Consider the following 17,783-nt stretch of genomic DNA (forward strand, 5'->3'; position numbering starts at 1 on the left):
TACACACGGTTAATTCCGAACCTGCTAAAATCGGTAAGTAACTATTTACAGGAAGGTGGAATTCTCGTAATGGGATCCAGGAAGTTCAAAAGAATGAAGCAGCTCGCGACCGCTTCCCTAGCATTCGGCATCATTTCATCTCAGTCTTTAGGAGGCATTGTGCAAGCGCAAACATCCGCTTCCCCAACCGTTAATCTTCGTATCATGGAAACGACGGATTTGCATACAAATCTTGTAGACTACGATTATTACAAAGACGCTGCCGCGGCAAGCGTAGGTTTGGCCAAAACCGCTACGCTGATCAAAGAAGCGCGTAAAGAAAACCCTAACACTTTCCTGGTCGACAACGGAGACTTGATCCAAGGGACTCCGCTTGGAACATACATAGCCCAGATTAACCAGCTCAAAGACCCCGGTGCCATCCATCCTGTCTACAAAGCTATGAATCTTCTGGATTACGACGTGGCTACCTTCGGCAATCATGAATTCAATTACGGCCTTGATTTTCTAGACAAATCGATCAAAGGGGCCAAATTCCCTTATATTAATGCCAACGTCTACATAGACGACAAAGACAACAATCCGGACAACGATGTCAACAAATTCACGCCTTATCTGATTATGGACAAGACGTTCAAAGACGAGAACGGCAACGACCAGAAAATCAAAGTCGGCGTCATCGGGCTTGTAACTCCGCAAATCATGGAGTGGGACAAAGTGAACCTTACCGGCAAAGTCGTGGCCAAAGACATCGTCGCGACCGCCAAGAAATTCGTGCCTGAAATGAGAGCCAAAGGCGCGGACATCGTGATCGCGATGGCACACTCCGGTTTTGACGGCACGGCCGCGGCGAATGATCAGCTCGCCGAGAACGCGGTTCTGCCTCTAAGCAAGGTGCCCGGAATCGACGCGATTACGTTCTCGCACTCTCATAAGGTGTTCCCTACACCTGACGTGAAGAAGCTTGATGCGCTGTTTAAAGACGCGAACGGAAACCCGGTTGCCGGCGTAGATAACGCGAAAGGCACGATCAACGGCGTTGCGGCCGTGCAATCCGGCTACGGCGGTTCGAACCTCGGTCTGATCGACCTGAAGCTCGTGCAGGAGGGCGGCAAGTGGAAAGTTTCCAACTCCCAGTCCTCGACTCGTTATATCTATGACAGCACGACGAAAAAAGCGCTTGTGGATACCGATCCGGCTATCGTACAAGCGGTTGCGGCCGAGCACGAAGGCACGAAAAAATACGCGAACCAGCCGATCGGCGAAACGACCGCTCCGATTCACAGCTATTTCGCGCTTGTGCAGGACGACCCTTCGGTCCAAATCGTAACGAACGCTCAGAAAGAATATGTGAGCAAGTATATTTCGACGACCCTGCCGCAGTATAAAGATCTTCCGATTCTCTCCGTAGGCGCTCCGTTCAAAGCGGGACGCAACGGCCCGTCGGAGTACACGGATATCGCCAAAGGTCCTATCGCGATCAAGAGCGCGAGCGATCTCTATCTGTACGACAACACGCTGAAAGCCGTCAAAATCAAAGGCTCCGGCGTGAAAGAATGGCTGGAAATGTCCGCGGGCATGTTCAACCAGATCGACCCGGCCAAAACGGACGAGCAGCAGCTGCTGAACGCCTCCTTCCAGGTGTTTAACTTCGACGTGATCGACGGAGTGACTTACCAGGTGGACGTAACCAAACCGGCGAAATACAAAGTGGACGGAGCCGTTAACGACGCTTCCTCCAGCCGGATCGTGAATCTCCAGTTCAACGGCAAGCCGATCGACCCGAACCAGGAGTTCATCGTGGTCACGAACAACTACCGCGCAAGCGGCGGCGGCAACTTCCCTGGCCTCAAGAACGCGGAGCTGATCGTAGATTCCGCCGACGAGAACCGTCAGGCTCTGATGGATTACATTTCCGAACAGAAAACGATCAACCCGGCCGCGGACAAAAACTGGTCCATCGCACCGGTTGCCGGCAATGTGAAAGTCACGTTCACCAGCTCCCCGAGCGCGGTTACGTATCTGCCGGAGAACCCGCATATCAAGAGCACGGGCGCAACGACGGACAAAGGCTTCAGCGTCTACTCCATCGACCTGAGCGGAAAAGGCCAGCCTCAGCCGGACAACAAGAACGTAAAAGTCCAGCTGTTGGGCATCAACGATTTCCACGGTCAGCTCGATACGACGACTGAAACCGCGTCCGGCAAAGTGGGCAGCGCCCCTTACCTGGCGACTTACTTGAAAGAAAGAAAGAAAACGAACCCGAACACGCTGCTTGTTCATGCAGGTGATTCCGTAGGCGCGACCGCACCGGTTTCCTCGATGGAGCGCGACAAACCGACCCTGGAATTCATGAACATGATGAAGTTCGACGTAGGTACGCTGGGCAACCACGAGTTTGACCAGGGCGTAGGCGCTATGCTCGCTCAAATCAACGGCGGTACCGATACGAAGAACAAAGACGTGACCTTCGATAAATTGAACTTCCCGTACGTGAACGCCAACGTGGTGGATGAGAAAACGGGCGAGAACATCCTTCCTTCTTATGTCATCAAAGAAGTGGGCGGCCAGAAAATCGGATTTATCGGCGTGGCGACCAACTCCACTCCGTCCAAAGTATCTCCGGACGGCCTGAAAGGCGTTAAATTCGTTGAGCAGGCTCCTGTCGTCAACAAAGCCGTACAAGAGCTGAAAGCCAAAGGCGTAAAAGCTATCGTCGTTCTGGCGCACGATCCGGCAAGCGTGAAAGACAACGTGGCTTCCGGTGAGGCGGTTGATCTGGCTAACGCGATCGACGATGAAGTCGACGTTATTTTCGCCGGTGACAACCATGCCAAAGTCAATACGGTCGTAAACAACAAGCTGATCGTTCAAGCGTATTCCTACGGCACCGCTTTTGCCGACGTTGACCTCGAAATCGATCCGGCTACCGGCGATATCGTGAAGAAAACGGCGGAAATCGTAGACGTGAAACAGGAAGGCGTAACACCTGACGCGGATACGGTCGCACTGATCAACAAATATCTGGACAAATATCCGGTTCTGAAGCAGCCTGTCGGAACGACAGACTCTGTGATTTCCCGAAACAACGCCTACAACGAAGAAGCTCCGCTGGGCAACCTGATTGCGGACGCTATGCGTGACGGCATGAACACGGACTTCGCTTTCATGAACCCGGGCGGTATCCGTGCCGACCTGCCTAAAGGAGATATCAAATTCTCCGATCTTGCTAAAATTCAGCCGTTCGGCAACACGCTGGTTAAAATGACGCTGACAGGCGCACAGGTCAAAACGCTTCTGCAGCAGCAGTGGGGCAAGAAATCGGACGGTTCCGCAGATACCAAAACGCTGCAAATTTCCGGTCTGAAGTACACGGCCGACTTTAGCAAACCGGCAGCCGAGCGCATCGTGAAGCTGACGAAGGCGGACGGCACTCCGATTGAGGATGCCGCCGAGTACACCGTAACCGTGAATAACTTCATGGCTGCGGGCGGAGACAACTATAAAGTACTGGTTGAAGGTAAAAACTCTCAAGCCGGCCTGATCGATCTCGATGTGTTCTACAACTACATCACGAAAACGTTCAAAGGCGGCAAAATCACGGCGTCTCTCGACGGCCGTATCGTGAATCTGAAGTCGTTCGCGGATGTTCCGCAGGCGCACTGGGCTTATAAAGTCATCCAGGAGCTTTCCGGCAAGCAAATCATTGACGGCATAGCCGACAACCGTTTCGAGCCGGAGCAGGATGTAACCCGCGCCCAGTTCGTGAACATGATCGTGAAGCAGATGAAGCTCGTTTCTTCCAAGCCGTCCGCGTTCAAGGACGTTCCGGCCGGAAGCTGGTATGCGGAAGCCGTTGCCGCCGCATCCGAGAAGGGCATCGTAGAAGGCAACTCCGCAGATACCTTCGCGCCGGATCAGAAGATTACGCGTGAAGAGATGGCGGTTATGATTACCCGCATGTACGCGCAGCTTCAAGGCACTACAGGTACGCCTAAAGCTATCTTTACGGATGGCGGGGAAATCAGCGCTTGGGCCAAAACGGCTGTGGAAACAGCGGCCGAGAAGGGCCTGATGACCGGCCGTGCCGATGGCGTATTCGCACCGCGTGCGAAAGCGACACGCGCGGAAGCGGCGCAAGTGATCTACAACGGAATTACGAAGTAATCGGACGGCGTTCGCATCCTTGCGTTAAGCTAGCCGGAAGAGCCGCCGGGGGATTTTTTCCCTCGGCGGTTTTTGTTTAATAATAGGCATTTTTATTATCGTTAATATGTATAAAAAATCAGTGAATTTAATAGCTAGATAGAGAATTATCCCCTTCCAGTGGATAAAAACATCCCTGTTAACCTTTTGTAAAACCATTATAATTATTAGTAACTTACATAATAACTTCCATAATTTTACCCTCAGTTTTCCCCCACTTTCGGCTTGTCGTCATTCATAATTCACGATTCATGAAGCACTCATTTCACGTCGTTAGGTCCATTTCTGTCTCCATGCAGCAGCACGCATTTGTCTTTCATCGGCTTTATGTAACCGTTTACCAAGTTTTCGGATGAGCTTTATAAGGCTTCACGAGTTTGTTTTAAGTTCAAGCCAAGCGGCTGAATTTAGAAGCAGTGCCTGCGAAGAGAACGCACTGGAGGTGAGAAGGATTCCTCTTTGGAATGGCATTGTATAAATTTGATGAAATTGGGGTGTAGTATGAAAGCGCTTAAGCAATCTTTTGTTTGGAGATGGCTTGTTTTACTTTTATGTACAAGCATGGTCTTTTCAACTTATCTGACTGTTGTTTCGGGACAAGCAAGCGCCCAACCGGCCGATATCAAGGGGCATTGGGCAGAGAAAGAGCTTGGCGAATGGCACGATAAAGGCCTGATTCAGGGCTACTCGGACGGTTCTCTTCAGCCGGACAATGCCATTACGCGCGCAGAGCTTATGGCGCTTATTAACCGGTACTATAAATTAACGGCTTCCGCTCCGATCCAATTCACGGACGTTACGGCGGAGCAGTGGCAGTATGAACAAATCAGCAAAGCGGTGGCAGCCGGGTATGTGGACGGCTACAGCGACGGAAGCATCCGTCCGGACCAGCCGGTGAGCAGACAGGAGTCCGCGGTCATGCTTTCCAAGCTGCTCAAGCTGGATGAGGCTTCCAAAGATGCGCTGAAGAACATCAAAGACGCGGCGTCGATTGCCGATTGGAGCAAAGGCGCTGTAAGCGCCATGGTAGCCAAGGGAGTCATCGAAGGCTACGAAGACGGCACCTTCCGTCCCGCAGGCAAGCTGACCCGCGCAGAAACGGTCGTTCTGCTGGGCCGCGCGCCATCGCTGCAAACCGTTTCCTATGACAAGGCCGGCACCTTCGGACCTGCATCGGGAACCGAAACGGTTAACGGGGACGTTGCCGTAAATGTTTCGGGCGTTACTCTGCAGAATACCGTCATTCAAGGCAATCTTCTTCTGGGCAAAGGCATCGGAAACGGGGATGTCACCTTGAAGAACGTGAAAGTAGCGGGAACCGTTACCGTCAACGGGGGCGGAGAAAATTCCATCCACCTCGTGGATACGTTCCTGGTGAAGGTGATTGTCCACAAGGAAACCGGTGTGGTCCGCCTCGTGGCCCAAGGAAACACCTCCGTTCAGCAAACGATAGTCCAGTCTTCCGTTAAATTAGAGGAAAGTTCTCTGACGGGAGCCGGTTTTATCGACGTGATCTTCCCGAAAGAACTGCCTGCCGGTTCTACGGCACAGCTGATCGGGTCATTTAACTCCCTTCACGTGCTGGCTTCCGGCATCAAAATCGAGCTTTCCAAAGGCTCCATCGGCAAAGTAATCGTGGACGGAAGCGACACGACACTGGCCGTTAGCAATGATGCCAGCATTGTATCTCTCGTGCTGAATGCCCTGGCCAAAATTACCGGCTACGGCTCCGTTGAAAACGCGACGGTCAACGAAGGCGGCAAAGGCTCCTCCTTCGAGAAAGCTCCCGTCAAAGTGGATGGCCCGCAGAAAGGCTCCATCACAATCGGATTGCCGATCGGCGGCGGCTGGGGCGGTTCTGGCGGCAGCACCGGCGGCGGTTCCACGGAAACGGCCAAGAAAGTCATCGCGTATGTGCCCGGCTGGAAGAACTGGTCGGCCTCCAATCCGATCGACGCGGCCAAGCTGACGCACATCAACTATGCGTTCACGCATGTGAAAGACAATAAAATCGTCTCCCTTCCGGGACAGAACGACGATGCGAACTATGCCTATCTGCAAAGCTTGAAGAAAGACAATCCGAAGCTGAAAATTCTTCCTTCCGTCGGCGGATGGGGAGCGGACGGTTTCTCGGATGCGGCATTGACGGAAAGCGCGCGCAACACGTTTGCGGACAGCCTCATCGAGTACGTCAAGAAGTACAAGCTGGACGGGATCGACCTGGATTGGGAGTATCCGACGCAAAGCGCCGATGGTGTGATGAAGGCGCGCCCGGAGGATAAGCAGAATTTCACGCTGATGCTTCAAACGATTCGTGAGAAGCTGAACGCTCTCGGTAGCCAGGACGGCAAATATTATGAGCTGACGATTGCCGTCGGCGCTACGCAGAAATACCTTGACGGGGTTGAAATCGAGAAGATCACCCCGCTGCTCGATAACCTTAATCTGATGACCTACGATTTCCACGGCGGATGGGATACCAAAACCGCTCATCATACGAATTTGTATGCAGGTGATCTTAGCGTAGATTCATCCGTTAAGCTGTATCTGGCCAATAAAGTTCCTGCAAGCAAAATCGTGATCGGCGGAGCCTTCTTCGGCCATCTGTGGACGGATGTCGCCTCCGCGGCGAATAACGGACTGGGTCAAGCGGCTAAGGGAAGCGGAAGCACACCGACCTATAATGAAATTATCGCAACCTACAATGAGGCCAACGGCTATACCCGTTATTGGGATAGTACCGCCAATGCCCCTTATCTTTTCAACGGCAGCACGATGGTTTCCTATGACGATCCACAATCTCTCCATGAAAAAGGGGGCTATGTGCTGAACCAGAAACTCGGCGGTGCGATGTTCTGGGAATACAGCCAGGATCAGACGGGAGCTTTGCTGGACGCACTGGTGAAAGGTGTTCAAGGAAAGACACTGAACCCTGATACGACAACGGTTCCGGCGGCACCTGCAGTTACAGGTGTAAGCGAAGGGCAGACTTACAAGACGGGCGTACTGCCTAACTGGAAGGATGCGGCGGGTACCGCAGGCGGCGCTACGCTGAACGGAGCCGCCTACACCAAGGGAACCGGCATTACGGAAGCGGGCGAGTACACGCTCGTCGTTACCGCAGCCCACGGCAAAAGCGGCAAAACGGCTTCCACGACCGTGAAGTTCAAAGTTGAACCGCAAACGAAGGTGATCGCTTACGTGGGCGGCTGGAAAAACTGGTCCGAAGCCAAACCGGTGGACGCATCCAAACTGACGCACATCAACTATGCGTTTACGCATGTCAAAGACAACAAAATCGTGCCGATCGAAGTGCAGAACGATGATGCGAATTACGCGTATCTTCACAGCCTGAAAGCTCAGAACGCCGATCTTAAAACCCTTATCTCCGTAGGGGGATGGGGGGCGGACGGTTTCTCAGACGCGGCATTAACAGAAGCTTCCCGCCAAACATTTACCGACAGCATCATCGACTATGTGAAGAAATACAACCTGGACGGCGTCGATCTTGACTGGGAGTATCCGACGCAAAGCGCCGACGGCGTAATGAAGGCACGGCCGGAGGATAAACAGAACTTTACTTCCCTGCTGCAATTGATGCGTGACAAGCTTAACGCGCTGGGTCTGGAGAAGAACCGCTATTACGAGCTGACCATCGCGGTCGGTGCGGGAAGCGGTTATCTGAAGGGCGTTGAAATCGATAAAATTACTCCGCTGCTGGATAATATGAACCTGATGACCTATGATTTGTCGGGAGGATGGGTTCCGAAAACGGAGCACCATACCAATCTTTACGGATCCGGCAACAACAGTGTCGATCAATCCGTGCAGCTTTATAAGAAGAACGGTGTACCTGCAAACAAAATCGTCATCGGTGCCGCATTCTACAGCCACTTGTGGACGAATGTGGAATCTTCCGCCAATAACGGACTCGGACAAAAGGCCGTAGGCACCGGCGCAACCCCGACCTACAGCGTAACTCTCGCGACCTACAGCGAAGCCAACGGATATACCCGTTACTGGGATCAGGATTCTAAAGCTCCATACCTGTATAACGCTCAGACAGGAATCTTCATCTCGTTCGACGATCCTGAGTCCATGGCTGAGAAAGCGGCTTATACACTGAAAGAGAAGCTCGGCGGAGCTATGTTCTGGGAGTACAGCCAAGACGAAACCGGTGCTCTGCTGGATGCGCTGGTTGACGGGTTGAAAGGCAACCCTTACACGCCGGACACGACTTCCGTGCCTGCAAAACCCCAAATTACCAATGTAGCTGAGGCGCAAACCTACACGACAGGTGTGCTGCCCAACTGGACGGATGCACCGGGTACAGTCGGAGTGGCTACGCTGAACGGAGCGGAATACATTAAAGGAACCGGTATAACAGAAGCAGGCGACTATACCCTGGTGGTCACGGCTGTTCACGGCAAAAGCGGCAAAACGGCTTCTACGACCGTGAAGTTCAAAATAGACCCTAGAAAGAAAGTTATCGCCTACATCGCGGGCTGGGAAGACTGGTCCGTCACGAATTCGGTTTATGCCAACAAACTGACGCACCTGAACTACTCTTTTACACTGGTGAAAGACAACAAAATCATCACGCGTCCGGAGCAGAAGGACGACCAGAATTACCAGTACATTCACAGCCTGAAGGCACAGAATCCGAACCTTAAAGTGCTGTTTGCCGTAGGCGGCTGGGGAGCGGACGGCTTCTCGGATGCGGTTTTGACTAACGAAGCCCGCGACACCTTCTCGAACAGCATTATGGACTACATCAAGAAGTACAATCTGGACGGCGTGGATATCGACTGGGAATATCCGACGATCAGCGCGGACGGTGTAATGAAAGCAAGACCGGAAGACAAGCATAACTACACCCTGTTCCTGCAAATGCTCCGGGACAAACTGAATCAGCAGGGGCTTGCCGACAACAAGTATTATGAATTGTCCATGGCGGCAGGCGCCGGACCAAGTCACTTGAAGGCTCTCGAAGCCGAGGAAATTTCCAAGTATCTGGATAATTTCAATATCATGACCTATGATTACTCAGGCGGATGGGTTCAGAAGACGGAGCATCACACGAACGTTTACGGACCGGGACTCAGCATGGAAACCGTGGTTAAACGGTTCATAGACGCGAAAGTGCCGGCTAACAAAATCGTCGTCGGCATCGCTTTCTACAGCCATCTCTGGACCGATGTGCAGTCGCCTGCCAACAACGGTCTGGGACAGGCTGCAACAGGCAGCGGCGCTACTCCGACCTACAACGAAATTTTGGAGAAATACAACGCGGCCAACGGCTATACCCGTTACTGGGACGATGCTGCCAAGGCACCGTACCTCTTTAACGGCAGCACATGGCTTTCTTACGACGATCCTGAATCCATAACGGCGAAAGCCCAGTTTGTACAGGATCTGGGATTGGGCGGAGCGATGTTCTGGGAATACAGCATGGATAAATCGGGCGCACTTCTCGACGCGCTGATCAACGTGATTCCCGTTAAGTAAACGCGGCTCGCAAGCATGCAGGATTAACGGATAGGCGTATATCAAAAAAAGAAACCGGCGGAGGCTCAGCCCTCCGCCGGTTTTTCTTGTTTCCGAACCGTTATTTAAAGTCCCTTGCCTGACCCAGACTCGCGCAAGGGGGGATATCTTTGGACTTTTTTGCCTTGGCGGCAAGGAAAGACCGGGGCGGCACGTTCACAAGCACGATGCTGACCACGATGAGGATCAGTCCCGCCAGCAAGTTGATCGTAATCGCTTCGTTCATGAAAATAGCGCTGGCGGTAATGGAGATCAGCGGAATCAGGAAGGTGAACGAGGCGACTTTACTCGCTTCGCCCGAACCGACCAGCGTGAAGAAAGCCAGCCATCCCATCGCAATGACGAATACCGAAATGAAGAGCAGGCTGAAGATGAAAGGGCCGGTCCATGCGATGTCCGAGACGCTTTCTGTGGAGAGGCCTGTGCCCGTCAGGACGACTCCGCCCATCAGCAGCTGCAGCGTGACCATCCAGATGGAGTCGACGCGGTCGCCTGTTTTTTTCATAAAAACGGTACCGAAAGCCCAACTTACCGCAGAACCGAGCGCCAGCAGAATGCCGGTAAAGGAGATATGCCCGCTCAGCCCCGCTGAAGTAATGGTCGCCACCCCGGCGAAACCGAGGAGCAGGCCGAACATTTTCAGCCCGTACATGGATTCGCCCAGCCACAGCCAGGAGAGGATCCCAAGCAGCACCGGCTGGAAGAAGACGATAGCGGAGAACAGCCCCGAAGGCAGGTAACCGAGCCCGACGGTCTGCAATCCGTAGAACAAAATGATGTTCAGCACGGCGGAAATCAAATAAATGTGCCACGTTTGCTTGAAGTTGAGTTTCTTGTATCTCGGAATTGCGACAAGCAGCAGCAGGAAGCCGCCGATCAATGTACGAATACCCGCGAATAGCAGGGGCGGTGTATAAATGAGCGCGTGCTTGGTCAAGGGCCAGTTGATCCCCCACATCAAGACCAGAAACGCGAGCAGCAAAGCCGTTCGTTTACGGGAAGAACGTTCCATGTGAATCACTCCTTGGTTAGAACTGCTTTCTTATGATACGATGGGCTATAAGATAAATAAAATGAATAATTTTTATGAGGAGCATAAGCAAAAGGTTATGACGATTACTCAATTTCAAGTTTTTGTTAAGATAGCGGAGACGGGAAGTTTCACCAAAGCGGGCTTGGAGCTCAACATGACGCAGCCTGCCGTGAGCCATGCCATCTCCAGTCTTGAGGCCGATCTCGGCATCCATTTGATGATCCGGGACCGGAAGAACGGCATTACCCTGACGCATATCGGGAAAAGGGTGCTCATCCAAATGCGCGAGATTTTGCAGCGCGTCGAGAACATCGAGCAGGAGATTGCCGCGGAGAAAGGGCTGGAGGTCGGAACCGTCCGCATCGGCGCGTTTCCTACTGCCGCGGCTCATTTTTTGCCGAAGATCATGAGTACGTTTAAGCAGAAATATCCGAATCTCCAACTGGTGCTTCATGAAGGTACGATTGCCGAAGTGAAGGAGTGGCTGTCGACGCGGTTTATCGACGTGGGCCTCGTTATTTTTCCCGATGCGGATATGGAGATCGTTCCTCTTTTTAGAGACAAGATGGTGGCTGTTCTTCCGGAGAACCACGCGCTGGGGGGCCGAAGTTCTCTTACCATCTCCGATTTGAGCGGAGAGCCGATGATTTTGTGCAGAGGAGGGTACGAAGCCCCGATTATCGATTTGTTTCAGAAGTCGGGCGCGGATCTCCGGTTGGCTTGTGCGGCGTCCAACGTCGCGACGGTGCTGAATATGATCCGGGAAGGGCTGGGACTCGCTATCATGTCCCGCTTGTCCTTATCCGCCCTGCCTCCGGGGCTCGTTACGCTCGACCTGGAGCCTCGCGTCTGCCGGGATATATCCGTAGCCGTGCCTTCTTTGAAAGAAGCATCGCTGGCGGTACATTTATTTATTCAAACGGCCAGAGAGCTTTTTCCCCGGGAATAAAGGGAAGATTGACGTCAGAGGCGTTTAAAACGGAAAAGAAGCATACCCGGTATTTTCGGGTAAAGAGCATGTAAAAGGTCATTCAAGCGAAAGGGGAACAAGATGAAGAGAATCCGTGTGATAGGGCTCGCCCTACTCCTGATATTTCTTACCTGTACGGCTGTGTTTGCCGCGGCGGTGCCCCGGAATAACGGAATCGTTACCGATCCCGTCGGTTTGCTTACGCAAACCCAGGCCCGTCAGGTGGAAAGCGGACTGAAGAACAAAGATTACGAAGTGTTTGTGCTTACCGCCAAAGGCTTAACCGAAAGGGAAGGAGAGCGCCTCGCGAATGAAGCTTACGATCAATGGGGGCTGAACCGGAATCAGCTGATGCTGGTCATCACGACTCAGCCGAATTTTGTGCATCTGGTTTATGAGAACGAGCAGCTGGCCGCGGCCGTTTCGCGAAGCAAGGCGAAGGATGCGAAGGGGATTGTCGATCTTAAGTTTGTGCCTGCTGCCGGGGAAGGCAAGATTGGAGAAGGTATTCTGGCGGTCAGCGGCTACGTGAACTCGCTTGCCGGAACGGGAGCATCGGGAGCCGGTGACTCTTCGGGCAGCATGGCCTCGATTATTCCGGTTGTGCTGGGGCTTGCCGTGATTGGAGCGGGAATTTGGGCTTTCTGGCAGTACAAAAGAAGGACCACGGCCCGGAAACGGCTGGCGGAAGCGAAACAGCTGCTCGACGGGACGCAGCCGGTGCTGAACGGAATGCTGTTTTCGGAAGTTTTTCAGGACCTGGAGAAACAATTTTTGCAAGGGAAAACAAAAGAAAAGGCTACCGAGTTGGAGAATGCGGTAGTGCGGCTGCAGGGAGAAGCCGAAGAGCTGGGCGGACACTTGGCGGCTCAGAAAATTCCTTTTCTCCTTAACGCCAAGGGAGAGGCCGAGATGAGAAACCTTCTCCAATCCGTGCAGGAATTTGTCAAAAAGCTGGAGCCGTACAGGACGCAGCTTGCGGAGATCGAAAAGCAATCCACGGAAGTCAGAAAATCCGTGAACCGGGCAAAGACCGGCATCGCCGAAGCGGAGGAAGTTGTCGAAGCGCTTGCCCGCCGGACAGGTTACTCGCTGACTGTTCTGAGGAAGCATGCGGAACAGGCCAAGACGGCTTATGCCAAGGCCGACGAGCTGGACGAATTCGATTTTATACAGGCCGAAACGTCGGTCGAAGCCGCACTGAAGGAGCTGGATTTCATCAAGAAGTCGGTTAAGGACTTCGAAGCGCTGGAGGCGCGGCAGCCCGGATTTTTACCGGGGATTCAAGCAATGGAACAAGAACTCAGGGAAAAAGCGCGGCGGGAAAGCCTGCTGCTTACCGATGGCGACCCATATGCTCTGCTTGAGCAGGCTAGGGAGGAGACTGTCCGTCTCGGTACTCTGCTGGAAGCGGGCGATACCGAAGAGGGCGGCCGGAGCGCGGCCGGCATAGAAGAGGGCATGGAAGCCGCCTGCAGCCTGGTAGAGGCGATGATCGCCGACCGGGAGTCTGCGCGGAAGACGGCTCATGAGGTCGAGGAGCTGACGGGGGACCTCGGCTCATTCGACCGCGCCTACCCGGAGGAGTCCCTTAAAATCGCCCGCGATTACGCGGAAGCGCACCGGCGGGAGCAGCAGGCCGACTACACCCGCATGACGCGGGCGCGCGAAGAGCTTGGCCGGCGGCTGACGGAGATCCGGTCCGGACTCGCCCCGGACGTTCAGGAGTACCGCTCGGCCCGGGAGGCCGGTACGGAGGCCCAAGCGCTGATGACCGAAATCCGCGAGCTTCGCACGCGGATTCTCGGGTATCACGACAGCTTGGACGCGCGGGTCCGGACCGTCCGGCATGCGCTGGACGAAGAACGAAGCCGGCTGCGGCAGGCGGCTTCCGCTTTCGGGGAGCTGCAGGTGGAATCACCGGAGCTGTCCGCGATGATCGGCGACGGCGAAAGCAGGCTGGCCGAGCTGGAGCAGCTGGCGCAGGCACCGGTGCTCGACGTGGACCTGCTGGAAGAGCGGCAGCGGGGGCTGGCCGTCCAGGCCGGGCAGGCCGCGGAGCGTGTGCAGCAGCTGCTGCGGGAGAAAGAAGAGACGCTGCGCACGATCAGGCAGCTCGAAGGAGAGTACCGGAGCCGGCATGCCCGGTACGGCGGCAGCATAAGCCTGTCGCCCTATTCCTCCGGCTACGAGACGCTGATGGAGGAAAGCCGGCGGCTTATCGCCCGGGGGCTTTTCGCGGAAGCGATGCAGCGCATCTCGTCCGGCCAGCAGCTGCTGGAGCAGATGGACCGGGACTATCAGCGCCGGATGCATGAGGAGCAGCTTCGCCGCAGAGGCCCCGGCGGGCCCGGGGGCGGCGGCAACTCCTCTGGCAGCTCCAGCTGGGGCGGCGGCTCTTCCGGAGGACGATCCTCGGGATCGTCCAAGTGGTAAGGCGCCGCGCGGCACGGTAAGCGCGGACTGGTTGCGGAAATGAACGAAAAGAAGGAGGGATCAGATTCCTCCTTCTTTTTTTGCATGCTAACGAAGGGGGAAGCTCGCGCTATCCCCGACTTTTCGGATAAGAGCTGACCCAGGGAGATCTCCTGCTCAATCTGAAACGTTTTTCTTGCCTTCGCCGTAGTACACCCAAAAGGAGGTATGGCCATGCTAAAAAAAATGCTGACTAAACTTCTTGGTGCCGACAAGCACAAAGGTTCCCACTACCGCCCCCATGACAGCAGTGACGATTACCGCAGACATTCCCACAAGAACTACAACGGCCACAATCACTACGGTCACAATCACTACAAGAAAAAACGCTCTTCCAGCTCCTACAGCAGCTGATCCTCATCCTTCAAGTTCTGCCAGAATTCCATCGATATCGCTTTGTATCTCGCTCGCTCGTTCATAAGGCTGTTCCGTCAAAAGCAACCGGCGGAGCAGTTTTTTTGTCCCGGGATGCAGAAGCAGCTCCTTTTCCCAGCTCGGCCCGGCGCCTTTGGCCGCGCTTTCGTCTTCCGTAGAATAGGTGCTGTACAGTAAAAATAAGAGCAGATGACCGGCCGCGTAAAAATCGCTGATCACATGAACGGCCCGCCGGAATTTTTTCTCCGACGGATCGTCGTCGTCCACATCCGCGTCCCAGCGGGGGAAATGTTCTCCGGCAGGGTTGTCCGAAGTGTTGCCGCCGGAACTTAGCGCCCGGGCGAGCCCGAAGTCGATCAGCTTCACCGTGTCCCCATCCAAAAGCACGTTGGCGATCGAAATGTCCCGGTGGACGACTCCCTGTCCGTGAAGCATCCCGGCAAGCTCCAGCAGCCGCCGGACCAGAAGCAGGGATTCCTTCTCGGAGAAGGCTTTCTCTTCACGGAAAAGCAGCACATCGAGCGAGCTTCCACGTACATACTCCATCGCAAAGCAGAACTCACCCCTCCATCGGAAAGCCTCGTAGAATGCCGGAATATCCGGATGCCGCAGCTGCCGGAGCATAGCGGTCTCCTGCCCGAAGATGTATTCCGCCCGCTTTTTGCCGCCTCTTACGGGCGATACCCTTTTCAGCACCACCTGCTGTCCGTTATCCGTTCTCAGCGCTAGATAGGCGACGCCGAAGCTGCCAGCTCCGAGTTTTTCCGCGATTTTATAGGTACCCGCTATCACCGCACCCTTCCGAAAAGGCAAGCCGCGTATAGACCGGAGGCTTTTGCCGAAGCATTTATGCAGATAGGTGTACAGGTGTTTGAAACGCTTGGGCATCCTCATGGCAAGGGCCTCCTTTACCGGCCGGTTTAATGGCTGCAGATCACGATCAACACAGGCAGAGTATCGATCACCAGGCGGGATGCGGCATTTTCCTATCTACCGGTCCCCTCCGCATATTCATAAGCATGTTATACGTTAAAACGCGGCTTGAAGTAACGGTTCCCTTTTGACAATCCGGCGAATGTCTTTGTAAAGTAACGGTAGCGAGACTGGAAGGAGTTAGTATCATGGCCGTTAAACAAATTTTGTACATTGAGGACGATCCCGAAATCGGCAAATGGGTCAACAGCCACTTGATCGAGCGGGGCTACGAAGTGAACTGGCTGAAATCCGGAGAGAAGGCGGCGGAATTCTGGGAGAAAAGCGACCTGGTCATCCTGGACGTGATGCTCCCTGGTCTGGACGGCTTTTCGATCGGGCAGCGGATGAAAAAAAATTACCCGGATACGCCCGTTCTGATGCTCTCCGCGCGGACTTCCATCGACGATAAATTGCAGGGTCTGCAATTCGCGGACGATTACGTGACGAAGCCGTTTCACCCGGATGAGCTGGCGGCCCGTGTCGAAGTGCTGCTACGGCGTACGGGGAAACTGGCGCAGGCGGAGCTCACGCTGCATCATTTGCAGGTGAATATGGAGGAGAACCGAATCGTGGACACGCGGACCGGAGAAGAAATTATTTTGACAGGGAAACAATTTCAGATTTTCATGTATTTCCTGCGTCATCCGAATCAGATTCTTACAAAAGAGCAGCTGTACGAAGGGGTCTGGGGAGATCCTTACATCGACGGGGACAAAACGCTGATGGTTCATATCCGCTATCTCCGCGAAAAGATCGAGCGCGACCCCAGCCAACCTGAAATCGTGGAGACGATCCGGGGCATCGGTTACCGGGTGAGAGCATGAAGTGGCGCCATTCGCTGCTGGTAAAATATTTGTGCATCGTGGTGTTCGCGATGCTGATTTGGCCGGTTATTTTTCCGATGGCCGCTGTTCTGTATTATTTGCCGCATTCGTTCAAGACCCAGGAAGAGAACCGGAAGACCAATCCTTATGCGAGGGGAAATGACATCGAGAAGTTCTGGCACGGGGAAGCTAAGAAGCTGCAGGGCGCCGGAGATGAGGGAATTGACAAGCGGATACGGGAGCTGAAGGAGAAATATCCGAAGGCGGATCTGTTCTGGGTCGACGGCAGCGGAAAAACGCGCTTAACCCTGCCTGAACGGTCGGACCTTCCAGCCGTATGGGAAACGGCCGATACGATCGCTTTTATGAAAAAAAGCTATGACGGCGATCCTTTTACAACGGTTGCTTTCGTGGGAGAAGATGCGTCTCAGGGGTTTATGGTGATGCAGATTCCGCGGGTGCTGATGAAGGAGGAACGGCCTATCTACAGCGACCGGTATGTCATCGGCATTGTTCTGCTGGCCTTCGGCTTGTTCCTGTTCACGTCGTGGCTGTTTTTCTACCGCATCCGCAAGCGTCTCGTTCATCTGGAGGAGGCGATGGGGCTGCCGGATGGCCGGGACATCCCCCATCCGATAGCCGTCAGCAAGAAGGACGAAATCGGACAGTTGGAGCTGGCCTTCAACCGGATGATCGAGGAGCTGACGACGAGCCGCCAGCGGGAACGCAAAGAGGAAGGGCTCCGAAAGCAGCTGATCGCGAACCTGTCCCACGACCTGCGCACGCCGCTGACGATTATCCGCAGCCACGCCTACTCGCTGCAGAAGGAGCCGATCTCCGCGTCAGGCAAGTCTTCGCTGGCTCTGATCGAGACGAAGTCCGACGATCTCAACCGGCTCATCGACAACCTGCTGTCGTATACGCTGCTTTCCGCCGGAAAGTACCCGCTCCAGCGGACCGAGATCGACGTGGCCCGGCTCGTCCGGGCGTCCGCCGCCGCCTGGTACCCTGTATTCGAGGAGGAAGGCATGGTCATGGACGTCGGTGTGCCGGAGCATCCCGTCTACTGGAAAGCCGATCCCCAGTGGATGAACCGGATTCTGGACAACCTGTTCCAGAATGTGCTCCGCCACGCCAAGTCCGGCGGATATATCGGCCTGCGCACCGAGGAAAGGGAAGGCGGGACCGCTCTCGTGATCGAGGACAAAGGCCCTGGCATGAAGGCGCCGTCGGCGGAGAAGGGGGCGGGGATCGGCCTCACGATCGTCGCGCTGATGGTGAAAGAAATGCATCTGGGCTGGGATGTCGTCAGCTCGCGGGAAGGAACGGCGATCTATTTGTTCCCGCGCGACCGGTGATTTTAAACGAATTTTAAACA

General features: G+C 54.4%; 9 protein-coding genes. 7 read left to right on the forward strand and 2 right to left on the reverse strand.

Features of this window, described 5'->3' with window-relative positions:
• The first annotated feature begins 93 nt into the window (after positions 1-93).
• Complete coding sequence (locus AC2TF6_RS01455; RefSeq protein WP_491309671.1) at positions 94-4,167, forward strand: bifunctional 2',3'-cyclic-nucleotide 2'-phosphodiesterase/3'-nucleotidase; 4,074 nt, start codon at positions 94-96, stop codon at positions 4,165-4,167.
• 540 nt (positions 4,168-4,707) lie between these two features.
• The gene (locus AC2TF6_RS01460; RefSeq protein ID WP_491309672.1) at positions 4,708-9,714 is read left to right on the forward strand and encodes a glycosyl hydrolase family 18 protein; all 5,007 of its coding nucleotides are present in this window, start codon (positions 4,708-4,710) and stop codon (positions 9,712-9,714) included.
• A gap of 100 nt (positions 9,715-9,814) precedes the next feature.
• Here AC2TF6_RS01460 and AC2TF6_RS01465 read toward each other — a convergent pair whose 3' ends face one another.
• Complete coding sequence (locus tag AC2TF6_RS01465) at positions 9,815-10,765, reverse strand: DMT family transporter (RefSeq protein ID WP_491309673.1); 951 nt, start codon at positions 10,763-10,765, stop codon at positions 9,815-9,817.
• A 97-nt stretch (positions 10,766-10,862) separates the two neighbouring features.
• Here AC2TF6_RS01465 and AC2TF6_RS01470 point away from each other — a divergent pair, with 97 nt between their 5' ends.
• From AC2TF6_RS01470 to AC2TF6_RS01480, 3 genes are all read left to right on the forward strand, one after another.
• On the forward strand, positions 10,863-11,735 hold the full coding sequence (locus AC2TF6_RS01470) for a LysR family transcriptional regulator (protein ID WP_491309674.1): 873 nt from the start codon (positions 10,863-10,865) through the stop codon (positions 11,733-11,735).
• Between the two features lie 102 nt (positions 11,736-11,837).
• Entirely contained in the window at positions 11,838-14,192 is a 2,355-nt protein-coding gene (locus AC2TF6_RS01475) for a TPM domain-containing protein (protein WP_491309675.1), read from the forward strand.
• Between the two features lie 213 nt (positions 14,193-14,405).
• Positions 14,406-14,585: a hypothetical protein gene (locus AC2TF6_RS01480; RefSeq protein WP_491309676.1), complete on the forward strand. Its 180-nt coding sequence runs from the start codon at positions 14,406-14,408 to the stop codon at positions 14,583-14,585.
• A 3-nt stretch (positions 14,586-14,588) separates the two neighbouring features.
• On the opposite strand, the gene AC2TF6_RS01485 is transcribed toward AC2TF6_RS01480, so the two are convergent.
• Entirely contained in the window at positions 14,589-15,500 is a 912-nt protein-coding gene (locus AC2TF6_RS01485; protein WP_491309677.1) for a serine/threonine protein kinase, read from the reverse strand.
• Positions 15,501-15,727: 227 nt separating this feature from the next.
• Between AC2TF6_RS01485 and AC2TF6_RS01490 the strand changes: the two genes are divergently transcribed.
• Together AC2TF6_RS01490 and AC2TF6_RS01495 are read left to right on the forward strand one after the other, a co-directional pair.
• Complete coding sequence (locus AC2TF6_RS01490) at positions 15,728-16,405, forward strand: response regulator transcription factor (RefSeq protein WP_009675837.1); 678 nt, start codon at positions 15,728-15,730, stop codon at positions 16,403-16,405.
• On the forward strand, positions 16,402-17,763 hold the full coding sequence (locus AC2TF6_RS01495) for a sensor histidine kinase (RefSeq protein WP_491309678.1): 1,362 nt from the start codon (positions 16,402-16,404) through the stop codon (positions 17,761-17,763). Before AC2TF6_RS01490 ends, AC2TF6_RS01495 begins: the two co-directional genes overlap by 4 nt.
• Positions 17,764-17,783 lie beyond the last annotated feature (20 nt).

Source organism: Paenibacillus sp. JNUCC 35 (assembly GCF_058269095.1).